The sequence below is a fragment of the Pseudomonas sp. WS 5503 genome, from assembly GCF_012985385.1.
In the GTDB taxonomy this organism is placed as follows: domain Bacteria; phylum Pseudomonadota; class Gammaproteobacteria; order Pseudomonadales; family Pseudomonadaceae; genus Aquipseudomonas; species Aquipseudomonas paracarnis.
Genome location: NZ_JAAQWI010000002.1, coordinates 171,799 through 185,334, shown reverse-complemented (window position 1 = coordinate 185,334; position 13,536 = coordinate 171,799). Strand labels below are relative to the sequence as shown.

The window sequence follows — 13,536 nt, the reverse complement described above, 5'->3', positions numbered from 1 at the left end:
GGGTGCGTCGAATCGGTAGTTAGTATAAACAGGTGCTGTTACATGACGTATCAATTAAGGAGGTTCTGGTGGTAGCGACAGCCCTGGTGCTGGTAGCGGCGCTGTTGCATGCGACGTGGAACACCTTGATCAAGTTCAGCGGCGAGCGCCTTTTAGTCATTGCCTGCATGGACAGTGTGGCGCTGCTGTTAGTGGTATTCGCGGTGGGCTTCGTGTCCTTGCCGCCGCTGGACATCTGGCCGTGGATCATTGCTTCTGCGTTGTTTGAGTTGCTCTATCGCTATTTGTTGATCCAGGCCTATCGGGTGGGTGACCTGGGCCTGGTGTATCCGTTGATGCGCGGTTTGTCGCCGCTGGTGGTGCTGGTGCTGACCCTGGTGTTTGCCGGCGAAGTGTTGAGTAGCCAGCAGATTCTGGGGATTCTGCTGATTCCGTTCGGCATGGTGTGCCTGCTGTGGCAGGGCGGCGGCGGTGACCGGTTGCCCTGGTCGATGCTACCGGTGGTGGTGTTGATTGGTCTGTGCATCGGCTGCTACACCTTTCTGGACGGGCAGGCGCTGCGGCGCTGGTCGCATCCGCTGGATTACCTGGTGTGGCTGACGCTGATCAGCGCCTGGCCGTTTCCGTTGCTGGCGCTGGTGCGCGAGCGTGCAGCCTTCAGCCTGTTCTGGCGCACCCAGTGGCGGTTGGGCTTGAGCGTGGGGCTGTGCGTGTTGTTGAGCTACGCTTTGGTACTTTGGGCCATGCAGTTGGGCTCGATTGCCGAAGCCGCCGCGCTGCGCGAAGTCAGTGTGATTCTGGTGGTGCTGTTCGGTATGCGTTACTTGAAAGAACCTTTTGGCCGTCCACGGCTCATAGCCTGTGGGGTGGTGTTGATTGGCATGTTGGTGATGAAACTCTAACCGTCGGATAAAACTAAAAGGAATCGGTGATGACAGTCGCTTTATGGTGTGTATTGATCGCAATCTTTCTGCCGTACATTTGCACCGGTGTGGCCAAGTTCAGCACAGGCAAGTTCGGGCCACGGGATAACCACGACCCGCGTGCCTTCCTCGATAGCCTGGAAGGCGTCGCCAAGCGTGCTCATAGCGCGCAACTCAACAGTTTCGAAGTGACCCCGGCGTTTGCCGCTGCAGTCATCATTGCGCACCTGGCCGGCAACGCCGAACTGGTGACGATCAACGTGCTGGCAGTGCTGTTTATCACCAGCCGCCTGCTGTACATCATCTGCTACCTGGCGGACTGGGCGATCTTGCGTTCGCTGGTGTGGGCCGTGGGTATGGCGTTGATTGCGAGTTTCTTCTTCGTTTCGATGTAAGGGGTGTTGTAGGAGCGAGCTTGCTCGCGAAGAACGTCAACGATAACGCGTGCTTCCTGAGTAAGCGCGGCGCCTGTGCGTTTTTCGCGAGCAAGCTCGCTCCTACAAAAAGCGCCAGTGATTGTCAGGTTCCGGCAGGCGCATCCGGCACCTGGGGCAACGCCGCGCCTTTGGGCCACAGCATCCAGATCTGCCCTTGCTGTTTCATATTCCCCGCCAACTCGCCTGCGGCATTGCCTGTGCCCCAGAACAGATCTGCGCGCACTTCTCCGGTGATTGCGCCGCCGGTATCCTGCGCGGCGACAGGGCGTGCCAGTGGCGTGCCGTCTGGTTTGGTGGTCGACAACCACAACAGGCTGCCCAGCGGAATTACCTTGCGATCCACTGCCACGCTGTAGCCGGCGGTCAATGGCACGTTCAGCGAACCGCGTGGGCCTTCGTTGCTGTCGGGGCGGGCACTGAAGAATACGTAGCTGGGGTTGCTCGCCAGCAGTTCTGGAATGCGCTGCGGGTGGGCCTTGGCCCAGGCGCTGATGGCGCCCATGGTCACGTCTTCTTTTTTCAGTTCGCCTTGTTCCACCAGCCAACGGCCAATAGGGCGGTACGGGTAGCCGTTCTGGTCGCCGTAACCCACACGCAGTTGACGCCCGCCGGCCAGTTGAATACGCCCCGAGCCCTGGATTTGCAGGAACTGCAGGTCCATCGGGTCGGTCAGCCAGGCGATCGGCTTGGCGGTGGAGCCTTGGCTGTTGAGAGTGCTGGCGTCGTCATACGGCTTGAGCACACGGCCTTCCAGGCGCCCGCGCAGGCGCTTGCCCTTGAGCTCCGGATAGATGCTTTCGAGGTTGACGACAATCAGGTCGTCCGGCACGCCGTATACCGGCACATGGGCGGTGGCGGTCTTGGTCAGGCTGCCGGGGTAGACCGGCTCGTAATAACCCGTGATCAAGCCGTTTGGCGTGTTGTTGGCCGAACGCAGGCCGAAGACATCCAGGTGTTCCTTGAGAAAGCTACGAACCGCTACGGCATCGCCCGGTACGCTGGCCGCTGTCGCGCAGGTTGGGCCCCAGATCGGGTCGGCCTTGAGGCGCTGGCAGGCGCTGCGCCAGGATTCAAACCCGGCGAGCAAGTCGCTGTCGGAAACGCTCGGCAGGGCTTCCCACGGTGCGCTCACATAGGTGGCAACGGCGTGAGGTTTGGTTGGCTCCTGGGCAACTTCTTTATCGGTGTCTTTACCGGCATCGCAGCCGGCCAGTAGCGCGAACATTGGCAGAGCCCAAGCCAGGCGGCGGCCCCAGGGTTTGAAGGTGACATTCATGCAAGCAATTCCTGAAACGATTGCCCGCGCTTCACTGCATCCGGGCAACCTTATTATTAATAGGGCTATTGGTCTTTGTGGGCGGTGCGAGGATACTGGCCGCCGTTTCCCGTGACCTTGAAGCCATGATGATGTTAAAAAAACTGACCGTTGTATTGCTGGCCTGCCTGGCTTTGTCTGCCTGTGGCGGTGTTGATCCCAATTCCCCCCTGGGCCAGCGCAAGGCGATCTTCAAGCAGATGCTCAAGACCGGTGAAGACCTGGGCGGCATGCTGCGCGGACGTATCCCATTTGATGGCGCCAAGTTCGCCGAGGGTGCGGTCAAGCTGGATGCGTTGTCCCATGAACCGTGGAAACATTTCCCGAGCGTACGCGAAGAAGACCACACCAGTGCCAAAGATGATGTGTGGCAAAAACAGGCGCAGTTCCAGCAACTGGCCCGCGAACTTGAGGCGGCCACCGGTGAATTGGTGATCGCCAGCCAGGTGCAACCTTATAAAGCCAGTAGCCTTCAACCTGCGGTGCAAAAAGTTGAAGATGCCTGCAGCGCCTGCCATAAACAGTTCCGCGATCATTGATCGGTTTTACTGGTCGAGTTCTTCCACTGCGTCCTGCAGCTCTTTACGCGAGTCGGCCAGTTTCTCCTTACGTTTGTTGATCTTGTCCGGGTCGCCTTTTTTCATGGCTTTGTCGAGGTCGGCCTGACGGCGGCTGACTTCGTGCTTGGCGTCGAGCACCTTGTTTTCACGTTCTTTCTTCAAGCCGGCATCGGTGCAGTGGGCGGTAACTTCGGCCAGGGCTTTTTCCAGGCCAGCCTGTTGCGCGCTGTTGCCGTGGGCCTTGGCTTGTTCGATCTGGCTGCTGATGGCCTGGCGCTTGGCGGCGCAGCCGGTGAGGGGTTGTGCGTCTTCGGCGGCCAACAGCGGCGTGGCCATGAAGCTCGCGAAGGTCAGCAAGGCAAAGGGGGCGAGAAATTTCATATAAGACTCCAGGTTCGCAATCAGGTGGCGGAGGGGATCAAAACCCATCTATCCCGGCTCCGCTTAATGTTTCAGCCAAGGCTTGTACCTGCGGGTCGCGAAAAAAAGCGCTGAGTTGCGCCGCGCGTCCCGGGCCGATGCCATCTGAGGCCAGCCAGGCTTGAGTGTCTTTGGCGACCAGCGTCTGCCAGTCTCCTTCCAGGTTGTTGCGCGCCGCCGGCGGCACGCCCAAGGCCTTGAGCCATAGTGAAAAAGGGCGTTGCCGGGCGCTTTGAATACTGTCGAGCACCCGCGCACGGGTACGCTCGCCTAAGCCCTCAATGGTAGCAAGCTCGGCCGCATCAAGTGTCAACCAATCGAGAAAGCCTGCGATTAGACCGGCCTGGATCAATACGTTCCAGGTTTCGCGCCCCATGTGGGGCAAGGCCAGGCCGTGTTTACCGCTCAGCCAGGTGAGGCGGGCGAGCAGTTGGTCTTCGCAGCCAGGGTCCAGTTGCCAGCAGCTCAAGGCGTGGAAGTCTTGAGCGTTGGGTACCTCCACGTCTACACGTGTCTCGTTGCGCAGGATCACCTCGTCCAGTCGCGGTATGACCTGGCCCGCCAGGCTGATCGACACGTGATCGCCGGGGCGGATATCCAGGGCTTGCCAGCGTTTCAGGGAGCCGACGCTCACTCGGCTGATCTGCCGATCATCCAGCCGTACGGGCTCCAATTCGAGGATAGGTGTAATACGCCCGGTACGTCCCACCCTGAACTCGACCTTGCGCACCAGGGCCAGTGCCTTGATAGCCGGGTATTTCCAGGCAACCGACCAGTAGGGCGCACTGGCTTGCCAGCGCTCGGCGGGCGCTCGCGCAGCCTGGTGCAGCACCACGCCGTCGCTGGCGAAGGGTAATGGCGCGTTGTACCAATGCGTGCGCCAATGCGCAGCTTCGCTGATGGTGCTGACGGGTTGGCTGTACTGTTGGCTATCGGTGAAGCCCCAGCGCGCCAAGGTGGTCAGGTGTTCGGTGAAGTCCGTCGGGCCGTCTGGCCACGCCCAGACGAACAGGCCGATCCCGACAGCCTCGGCATCGCTTAACTGACGACGGTTCATCAGGCCAGCCACTTTGCTGCGCGCATTGAACCCGCCCTTGAGCGATTGCACATGGTGGTTGAGGCGCCAATAGAGTTCGCCTTGCAGCACCACATCAACGGCGTCGGGCAACTGTTGGACAATGCCGGGGATCTTGGCGGCGGAGGCTGACCAATCGTGGCCCAGCAGGCCGTCGCCCCGACTGATGAGCTGATGCAAGCGGCCCTGGCGATACACCAGTGTCACCGCAACGCCATCGACCTTGGGTTGGACCCAGACATCCTGTCGAGTGCTGAGCCAGTCACTGACGGCCGGCTCGCTCGGCAGCTTTTGTAGGCCAGTGTGTGCGACCGGGTGAGGTAAGGTACCGCGCGCACTGGCCAGCGGGTTATCAGGCTTGGGTGTCTGCTCGCGAGTGCATTCTTGCCAATGCGCCAGGCGTCTGCGGGCCTGGTCGTAGAGCTCATCGCTGATCAGGGCTTGGCCCTGTCGATGGTAGCTGTCGTCCCACTGCTGGATTTGCCTGGACAGGGTTTCCAGCTGTGAGTGAACGTCATCGGGGCAGGTTTCGGCCCAGGCCCAGGCTGGTGCGGCGCTTATGAGAACAGCCAGTAATACGTGCATCATGAGCATCCTTGCTCGAAAAGGGGGGCCAGCCTAAGTGATCCGCGCGCCCACAAAAAAGCCCCGACCGAGCGGGGCTTTTTACCGGGTGTTTCTGTTTACTTGAACAGGCCGCCCAAGGCCTTCACAGCATCATTGTTTTCAGCCTTGGCCTGCTGCTTCTGCTGCTTGGTGTCGACTTTTGCCTGGCTGTCGGCGAGTTTGTTGCAAGCTTTGTTGACCTGCTCCAACGCAGTCTCATACACCCGCACTTTCAGCAGATCGTTCTTGGCATTGGCCGCGTCGATCTTGGCTTGCAGGTCTTTGGGTTGCTGCTGGCAGTCGCCGGCATTACCGCCACCGAGCTGGGCACTCAGGGCGCCGCTCAGAGCGTTCAGGTCAGCGGCCTGGGCCGACAGGGTGAACAGGCTGAGCAGAAGGGCGGCAGGGGCGAGCGTGGAAATGCGCATGAAAACCTCAATGTTCGATTGCCTGCGCGCTTATCCATCCCGGGCGGGCGCAGTGCAATATCCAAATAAGGTGAAGGGCCCGAGAGGGCGCGGATTCTAGTGGGCCATCATTTGGCCTGCAAGCCTTGGATCCAAAAAAGCCCGAAGTGGCCCAGCAGGCAACAAAAAGCCCCGCCGGGCAGACCTGGCGGGGCTCTATTTACCGCGAACGATTACAGGCCGGCGGCGGTACGCAGGTCGTTGGCGCGGTCGGTTTTTTCCCACGTGAAGGTGCTGAAGGTGTCATCACCTACAGTCTTCTGCGCAGGGGTGCGGCCGAAGTGGCCGTAGGCTGCGGTTTCCTGGTACATCGGGTGCAGCAGGTCGAGCATGGTGGTGATTGCGTAAGGGCGCAGGTCGAAGATCTCACGCACCAGCTTGACGATCTTGTCATCGCTGATCTTGCCGGTGCCGAAGGTGTTCAGCGAGATCGACGTAGGCTGGGCCACGCCAATGGCGTAGGAAACCTGGATTTCGCAGCGCTCGGCCAGGCCGGCAGCCACGATGTTCTTGGCCACATAACGACCGGCGTAAGCCGCAGAGCGGTCAACCTTGGAAGGGTCCTTGCCGGAGAATGCACCACCGCCGTGACGGGCCATGCCGCCGTAGCTGTCGACGATGATCTTGCGGCCGGTCAGGCCGCAGTCGCCCACGGGGCCACCGATGATGAACTGGCCGGTCGGGTTGATGTGGAACTGGGTGTCCTTGGTCAGCAGTTCGGCAGGCAACACATGCTTGACGATCAGTTCCATCACGCCTTCACGCAGGTCGGCGTAGGACACGTCCGGGTTGTGCTGGGTCGACAGTACGACGGCGTCGATGCCCACGACTTTGCCGCCTTCGTAGCGGCAGGTCACCTGGGACTTGGCGTCAGGGCGCAGCCATGGCAGTACGCCGGATTTACGCGCCTCGGCCTGGCGTTGTACCAGCTGGTGCGAGAAGGTGATCGGCGCGGGCATCAGTACGTCGGTTTCGTTGCTGGCGTAGCCGAACATCAGGCCCTGGTCGCCGGCGCCCTGGTCTTCAGGCTTGGCCCGGTCAACGCCCTGGTTGATGTCCGGGGACTGCTTGCCGATGATGTTCATCACACCGCAGGTTGCGCCGTCAAAGCCGACGTCGGAGCTGTTGTAGCCAATGTCGGTGATCACGTCACGCACGATCTGCTCCAGGTCGACCCAGGCAGTGGTGGTAACTTCGCCGGCGATGATCGCCACGCCCGTTTTCACCAGCGTCTCGCACGCCACACGGGCGAACTTGTCTTCAGCGATGATAGCGTCCAGCACCGCGTCAGAAATCTGGTCGGCGATTTTGTCCGGATGCCCTTCAGACACGGACTCGGAGGTGAAAAGGGAGTATTCGCTCATCTCGATGTTTTCCTGATATTTACCGATGGTGAGTGTCGCCAGCCGGTCGCTGAAAATGGCGGACCTGAATCTGGAAACCATTACGTAAACCTACATAGAGGCTTTCCCCGGGAACGAGTCCCGCAGCGGTGGCCCAACGGGCCAGATCGTCCTGTTCAAAACCCAGCCAGAGATCACCGCAGGCCTCCTTGGCCCAATTCTGGTTGTGGCTGCATAAATCCGTAACCAGCAGGCTACCGCCGGGGTGCAGCAACCCGGCCATTTGCTTGAGAGCTTCTGCCGGTGCGGCGAAATGGTGCAAGACCATGTTCAGCACCACGCAATCGGCTCGCAGGCCGGTGTCACTCAGGGCGTCGGCCAACTGTAGGCGCACATTGCCCAAGGCTTCGCGCTCACAGAGTTGGCGCGCCAGTTCAAGCATCGCCGGGCTGTTATCCAGCGCGGTGACCTGCTCGAAGCGACGCGCCAGTTCGGGCAGGAACCCGCCGTCGCCAGGGCCGACTTCCAAGGCCGTGGCCTCTTCACTGAAGCTCAGCTTGTCCAGCAGCGCCAGTACGCTTTCGCGGTACTGGGCCAAGCCGGCGATCAGATCCTGCTGGGCGCGAAACTTGTCGGCCACCCGTGAGAAAAAATCCTGGCTGGCGGCGGCGCGTTGTCCGTGCACCTGGCCGATGCGCGATTGCACATCGCCGGGCAGGCACAAGTTATCCACTTCGTCGAGCAGGGCAGCGTGCAATTTGCCGCCAAGCAGTTCGGTATGGGGCAGGGCACGCCGGTAGAAAATCGCATTGCCTTCGCGACGGGTAGCCACCAGGTCGGCCTGGGCCAGCACCTTCAAATGGTGGCTCATGCCGGACTGGCCGATGGCGAAGATCTGCGCCAGCTCCAGTACCCCGAAAGAATCGTTGGCCAGTGCGCGCAGTACGTTCAAGCGCAACGGATCGCCAGCGGCCTTGCACAAGGCAGCCAGTTCATCGCCGTCGTCAGGACGCAGGGAGGGCACGGGTAGGTTCATAAGGCCAGCAGTCTAGTGACGGGTGTAGATCCCCGCAAGGCCAATATCAAAAAGTTTTGATATTGATCGATAAGTGGCGGTTATAAGCTGTCGCTATAACCTTTAGACGAACCGGTTAAAGGTTTCTGCAAGGGATTGATGCCCAAAGCACAGGAAAAACGCCCTCAAGTGACTATCTGTCATTGCCCGCAGGCGGTGGCTGAGGGAAAATGCCGGTCCTTTTTTCCGTTTCTTTTCAGCAAACTCCAGGAGATCAGCGATGCCCAGCCGTCGTGAGCGTGCCAACGCCATTCGTGCCCTCAGCATGGATGCCGTGCAAAAAGCCAACAGCGGCCATCCCGGTGCCCCGATGGGCATGGCGGATATCGCCGAGGTACTTTGGCGTGACTACCTGAAACACAACCCGAGCAACCCGTCGTTCGCCGACCGTGACCGCTTCGTGCTGTCCAACGGCCACGGCTCGATGCTGATTTATTCGCTGCTGCACCTGACCGGCTACGATGTCACCATCGACGACCTCAAGAGCTTCCGTCAGCTGCACAGCCGCACCCCGGGCCACCCGGAATTCGGCTACACCCCGGGCGTCGAGACCACCACCGGTCCCCTGGGCCAAGGCTTGGCCAATGCGGTTGGTTTCGCCCTGGCGGAAAAAGTCCTGGGCGCGCAGTTCAACCGCCCCGGCCACGACATCGTTGACCACCACACCTACGTATTCCTGGGTGATGGCTGCATGATGGAAGGCATCTCCCACGAAGTCGCTTCCCTGGCCGGTACCCTGGGCCTGGGCAAGCTGATTGCCTTCTACGATGACAACGGCATCTCCATCGACGGTGAAGTCGAAGGCTGGTTCACCGACGACACGCCAAAGCGTTTCGAAGCCTACAACTGGCAGGTGATCCGCAACGTCGACGGCCACGATCCGGAAGAAATCAAGATCGCCATCGACACCGCTCGCAAGAGCGCGCAGCCAACCCTGATCTGCTGCAAGACCACCATCGGTTTCGGCTCGCCGAACAAGCAAGGTAAAGAAGATTGCCACGGCGCCCCGCTGGGTGACGCGGAAATCGCCCTGACCCGCGAAGCGCTGAAGTGGAACCACGGCCCGTTCGAAATCCCGGCCGACATCTACGCCGAATGGGATGCCAAGGAAAAAGGCCTGGCGGCTGAATCCGAGTGGGACCAGCGTTTCGCTGCGTACTCCGCCGAATTCCCTGAATTGGCCAACGAGCTGGTACGCCGCCTGGCCGGTGACCTGCCTGCCGACTTCTCGGAAAAGGCCTCGGCCTACATCGCTGAAGTCGCGGCCAAGGGCGAGACTATCGCCAGCCGTAAAGCCAGCCAGAACACCCTGAACGCTTTTGGCCCGTTGCTGCCTGAGTTCCTCGGCGGTTCTGCTGACCTGGCCGGTTCCAACCTGACCCTGTGGAAGGGGTGCAAAGGGGTCTCGGCCGAAGACGCCAGCGGCAACTACATGTACTACGGCGTGCGCGAGTTCGGCATGAGCGCCATCATGAACGGCGTGTCCCTGCACGGCGGCCTGGTGCCATACGGCGCGACCTTCCTGATGTTCATGGAATACGCACGTAACGCCGTACGTATGGCGGCACTGATGAAGAAGCGCGTGATCCACGTCTACACCCACGACTCCATCGGCCTGGGCGAAGACGGCCCGACGCACCAGCCGGTCGAGCAACTGACCAGCCTGCGCACCACGCCGAACCTGGATTGCTGGCGCCCAGCCGATGCGGTGGAATCCGCCGTGGCCTGGAAGCACGCCATCGAGCGCAAGGATGGCCCTTCGGCGCTGATCTTCTCGCGTCAGAACCTGCAGCACCAGGTGCGTACCGACGCGCAGATCGCCGACATCAGCCGTGGCGGTTATGTGCTCAAGGACTGCATCGGCGAGCCGGAGCTGATCCTGATCTCCACCGGTTCCGAAGTGGGCCTGACCGTTCAGGCGTACGACAAGCTGACCGAGCAAGGCCGCAACGTTCGCGTTGTGTCCATGCCGTGCACCAGCGTGTTCGAAGCCCAGGACGCCGGCTACAAGCAATCGGTGTTGCCGTTGCAGGTCAGTGCGCGTATCGCCATCGAGGCGGCTCACGCCGACTACTGGTACAAGTACGTGGGCCTGGAAGGCCGTGTGATCGGCATGACCACCTACGGTGAGTCGGCGCCGGCGCCAGCGTTGTTCGAAGAGTTCGGTTTCACCCTGGAAAACATCCTGGGTCAGGCTGAAGAGTTGCTGGAAGACTAAAGCGCTAACGCGGTGGCCTACTGGTCACCGCCTCTACTGTAGGAGCGAGCTTGCTCGCGAAGATCGTTAACGATAACGCAGCGTTTCTGGTTTAACGCGGCGCTCTCAGGTTCTTCGCGAGCAAGCTCGCTCCTACAGTGGTTTGTGTCGCCCACAATGCGAGAACCCCATGCCCCAACCGCGTCCCTACAAAGTTGCACTCAACGGCTACGGCCGCATTGGTCGTTGCGTCTTGCGTGCTCTGTTCGAGCGAGGGGCGGCGGCCGGGTTTGAAATTGTCGCGATCAATGATTTGGCCGACATGGCCAGCATCGAATACCTGACACGCTTTGACTCCACCCACGGCCGCTTCCCTGGCGAAGTGCGGGTTGAAGGCGATTGTCTGCATATCAATGGCAACTGCGTACAAGTGTTGCGCAGTGCCACCCCCGAAGGCATCGACTGGAAAGCACTGGGCGTCGACCTGGTGCTGGAATGCTCCGGTGTCTATCACACCCGTGCCGATGGCCAGCGTTTTCTCGACGCCGGCGCCCCGCGTGTGCTGTTTTCCCAGCCGATGGCCAGCGAGGCGGATGTCGACGCCACCATCGTCTACGGCATCAACCAGGACTGCCTGACCGGCGATGAGCTGCTGGTGTCCAACGCGTCGTGTACCACCAACTGCAGCGTGCCGTTGCTGCGCCTGCTGGACCAGGCGATCGGCCTGGATTACGTGTCGATCACCACGATTCACTCGGCGATGAACGACCAGCCGGTCATCGACGCCTATCACCACGAAGACCTGCGGCGCACGCGTTCGGCGTTCCAGTCAGTGATTCCGGTGTCCACCGGCCTGGCGCGTGGCATCGAGCGACTGCTGCCGGAACTTGCCGGGCGAATCCAGGCCAAAGCCGTACGGGTGCCGACGGTGAATGTGTCTTGCCTGGATATCACCATGCAAACCGTCAGTGACACTGATGCCGCCGAGGTCAACCGAATCCTGCGCGACGCCGCCACCAGCGGCCCGCTCAAAGGTCTGCTGGCCTACACCGAGTTGCCCCACGCCAGTTGCGATTTCAACCATGACCCGCATTCGGCGATTGTCGATGCCAGCCAGACCCGCGTTTCCGGCCCCAGGCTGGTGAACATCCTGGCCTGGTTCGACAACGAATGGGGCTTTGCCAACCGCATGCTGGATGTTGCCGAACACTATCTGCACATCGCTTCTAAACAACCTCAACAGTAATTCAGGAACTGCGACCCATGACCGTGTTGAAGATGACCGACCTCGATCTGCAAGGTAAGCGCGTACTGATCCGCGAAGACCTCAACGTCCCCGTCAAGGACGGTGTTGTCACCAGCGATGCGCGAATCCTGGCCTCGCTGCCGACCATCAAGCTGGCCCTGGAAAAAGGCGCGGCCGTGATGGTCTGCTCCCACCTGGGTCGCCCGACCGAAGGTGAGTTCTCTGCCGAAAACAGCCTCAAGCCGGTCGCCGAGTACCTGAGCAAGGCCCTGGGCCGTGACGTGCCATTGGTCGCAGACTACCTGGGCGGCGTGGACGTGAAAGCCGGCGATATCGTGCTGTTCGAAAACGTGCGCTTCAACAAGGGCGAGAAAAAGAACAGCGACGAACTGGCCCAGCAATACGCCGCCCTGTGTGACGTGTTTGTGATGGACGCGTTCGGCACCGCCCACCGCGCCGAAGGTTCGACCCACGGCGTGGCCAAGTTCGCCAAGGTCGCCGCGGCGGGCCCGTTGCTGGCTGCCGAGCTGGATGCGCTGGGCAAGGCCCTGGGCGCTCCGGCCCAACCGATGGCGGCCATTGTTGCCGGCTCCAAGGTATCCACCAAGCTGGACGTGCTCAACAGCCTGAGCCAGATCTGCAACCAACTGATCGTCGGCGGCGGCATTGCCAATACCTTCCTGGCCGCTGCCGGCCACCCGGTGGGCAAGTCCCTGTACGAGCCAGACCTGCTCGACACCGCCCGCGCCATCGCCGCCAAGGTCAGCGTGCCGTTGCCAGTGGACGTGGTGGTTGCCAAGGAATTCGCTGAAAGCGCCGCCGCCACCGTCAAGCTTATCGCTGACGTGGCCGACGACGACATGATCCTGGACATCGGCCCGCAAACGGCAGCCAACTTCGCCGAGCTGCTCAAGGCATCCCAGACTATCCTGTGGAATGGCCCGGTGGGCGTGTTCGAGTTCGACCAATTCGGCAACGGCACCAAAGTACTGGCTAAAGCGATCGCTGAAAGCTCGGCGTTCTCCATCGCTGGCGGTGGCGATACCCTGGCGGCTATCGATAAATATGGTGTGGCTGATCAGATCTCCTACATTTCTACCGGTGGCGGCGCTTTCCTCGAGTTCGTCGAGGGCAAGGTGTTGCCCGCTGTGGAAGTGCTGGAAACCCGAGCCAAAGGTTAAGGCTCGCGTGATCAGGAAAAGGAGCGTTCCCATGATCAAGTCGTTGGCACTGGTGATCGCAGCGGGCCTGTTGGCCGGCTGCGGCAGCACACCCAGCGCGGCGCCGGAGGCGGATAACGCCAAGGCACCGTTGAGAAAAAGCTGTTACCAGGCTGACTGGCAAGCCGAGACCATGCCGGTGATCAACAAGCGCATCGGCAACGAACGGCTGGAGAAATACGACTCCGCGCCCAACGGTCAGGAACAGGGTTGCCCATGACGGGTCTGATCCACTAACCGATAGCAACGGTGGCCCCAGGTCGCCCTGCGAGGATTGGCAATGAAAGGCGTTTTCGCCCTGGCAGCTCTGGCCCTGTTGGCCGGCTGCAGCAGCATGAACCTGTTCAACAAGGCAGAGCCAGCCGACAAATGGACCACCTGGACCTGCGACAGCAAGGCCGAGGTCAACTGGCGCTTTGCCAACCAGGCCCGTTCCGAAGTGGATGTACGCCTCGGCGGTTCGGACCAGGTTTATCGGCTCAAGCAAGAGGTAGCCGCTTCGGGCGTGCTGTACAGCGACGGCCAGTTGGCGTTTCACACCAAAGGTGAGGAAGGCCTGGTTTACTGGGTAGCGACGGATGATTTGATTGGGCGCGGCTGCAAAGCCAACTGAACCCAACAGCAATAACGATTCAGCAGCACAAGGCTCAAC

General features: G+C 60.9%; 14 protein-coding genes. 8 read left to right on the top strand and 6 right to left on the bottom strand.

Going from position 1 to position 13,536, the window contains the following annotated elements:
• The first annotated feature begins 68 nt into the window (after window positions 1–68).
• Window positions 69–902: an EamA family transporter gene (locus HBO10_RS06575; RefSeq protein WP_169921956.1), complete on the top strand. Its 834-nt coding sequence runs from the start codon at window positions 69–71 to the stop codon at window positions 900–902.
• A 29-nt stretch (window positions 903–931) separates the two neighbouring features.
• The gene (locus tag HBO10_RS06570) at window positions 932–1,318 is read left to right on the top strand and encodes an MAPEG family protein (protein WP_034128911.1); all 387 of its coding nucleotides are present in this window, start codon (window positions 932–934) and stop codon (window positions 1,316–1,318) included.
• Window positions 1,319–1,442: 124 nt separating this feature from the next.
• Here the strand turns inward: HBO10_RS06570 and HBO10_RS06565 are convergent, their stop codons facing one another.
• Complete coding sequence (locus HBO10_RS06565) at window positions 1,443–2,636, bottom strand: MltA domain-containing protein (protein ID WP_034128910.1); 1,194 nt, start codon at window positions 2,634–2,636, stop codon at window positions 1,443–1,445.
• Between the two features lie 128 nt (window positions 2,637–2,764).
• Between HBO10_RS06565 and HBO10_RS06560 the strand changes: the two genes are divergently transcribed.
• On the top strand, window positions 2,765–3,214 hold the full coding sequence (locus tag HBO10_RS06560; RefSeq protein WP_034128909.1) for a cytochrome c: 450 nt from the start codon (window positions 2,765–2,767) through the stop codon (window positions 3,212–3,214).
• 6 nt (window positions 3,215–3,220) lie between these two features.
• Here the strand turns inward: HBO10_RS06560 and HBO10_RS06555 are convergent, their stop codons facing one another.
• From HBO10_RS06555 to HBO10_RS06535, 5 genes are all read right to left on the bottom strand, one after another.
• Window positions 3,221–3,616 carry a DUF1090 domain-containing protein gene (locus HBO10_RS06555; protein WP_034129072.1) on the bottom strand — a complete coding sequence of 132 codons (396 nt, stop codon included), beginning with the start codon at window positions 3,614–3,616 and terminating at the stop codon, window positions 3,221–3,223.
• 37 nt (window positions 3,617–3,653) lie between these two features.
• Window positions 3,654–5,318, bottom strand: coding sequence for an NAD-dependent DNA ligase LigB (ligB, locus tag HBO10_RS06550; protein ID WP_169921955.1), 1,665 nt, complete (start codon window positions 5,316–5,318; stop codon window positions 3,654–3,656).
• Window positions 5,319–5,413: 95 nt separating this feature from the next.
• Window positions 5,414–5,764 carry a DUF1090 family protein gene (locus tag HBO10_RS06545; RefSeq protein WP_034128907.1) on the bottom strand — a complete coding sequence of 117 codons (351 nt, stop codon included), beginning with the start codon at window positions 5,762–5,764 and terminating at the stop codon, window positions 5,414–5,416.
• A 212-nt stretch (window positions 5,765–5,976) separates the two neighbouring features.
• The gene (metK, locus tag HBO10_RS06540) at window positions 5,977–7,167 is read right to left on the bottom strand and encodes a methionine adenosyltransferase (protein ID WP_003194964.1); all 1,191 of its coding nucleotides are present in this window, start codon (window positions 7,165–7,167) and stop codon (window positions 5,977–5,979) included.
• A gap of 19 nt (window positions 7,168–7,186) precedes the next feature.
• Window positions 7,187–8,182 carry a metalloregulator ArsR/SmtB family transcription factor gene (locus HBO10_RS06535; protein ID WP_003194962.1) on the bottom strand — a complete coding sequence of 332 codons (996 nt, stop codon included), beginning with the start codon at window positions 8,180–8,182 and terminating at the stop codon, window positions 7,187–7,189.
• Window positions 8,183–8,441: 259 nt separating this feature from the next.
• On the opposite strand from HBO10_RS06535, the gene tkt reads away from it, so the two are divergent.
• The 5 genes from tkt (at window position 8,442) to HBO10_RS06510 (ending at window position 13,497) form a co-directional block, all read left to right on the top strand.
• Entirely contained in the window at window positions 8,442–10,439 is a 1,998-nt protein-coding gene (gene tkt, locus HBO10_RS06530) for a transketolase (protein WP_034128906.1), read from the top strand.
• Between the two features lie 169 nt (window positions 10,440–10,608).
• The gene (gene epd, locus HBO10_RS06525) at window positions 10,609–11,664 is read left to right on the top strand and encodes an erythrose-4-phosphate dehydrogenase (RefSeq protein ID WP_003194958.1); all 1,056 of its coding nucleotides are present in this window, start codon (window positions 10,609–10,611) and stop codon (window positions 11,662–11,664) included.
• Between the two features lie 17 nt (window positions 11,665–11,681).
• The gene (locus tag HBO10_RS06520; RefSeq protein WP_003194956.1) at window positions 11,682–12,845 is read left to right on the top strand and encodes a phosphoglycerate kinase; all 1,164 of its coding nucleotides are present in this window, start codon (window positions 11,682–11,684) and stop codon (window positions 12,843–12,845) included.
• A gap of 31 nt (window positions 12,846–12,876) precedes the next feature.
• Window positions 12,877–13,104, top strand: coding sequence for a hypothetical protein (locus HBO10_RS06515; RefSeq protein WP_003194953.1), 228 nt, complete (start codon window positions 12,877–12,879; stop codon window positions 13,102–13,104).
• Between the two features lie 60 nt (window positions 13,105–13,164).
• A complete protein-coding gene (locus HBO10_RS06510) occupies window positions 13,165–13,497 on the top strand; it encodes an MliC family protein (RefSeq protein ID WP_014720277.1) in 333 nt (110 codons plus the stop codon).
• The last annotated feature ends 39 nt before the right edge of the window (window positions 13,498–13,536 follow it).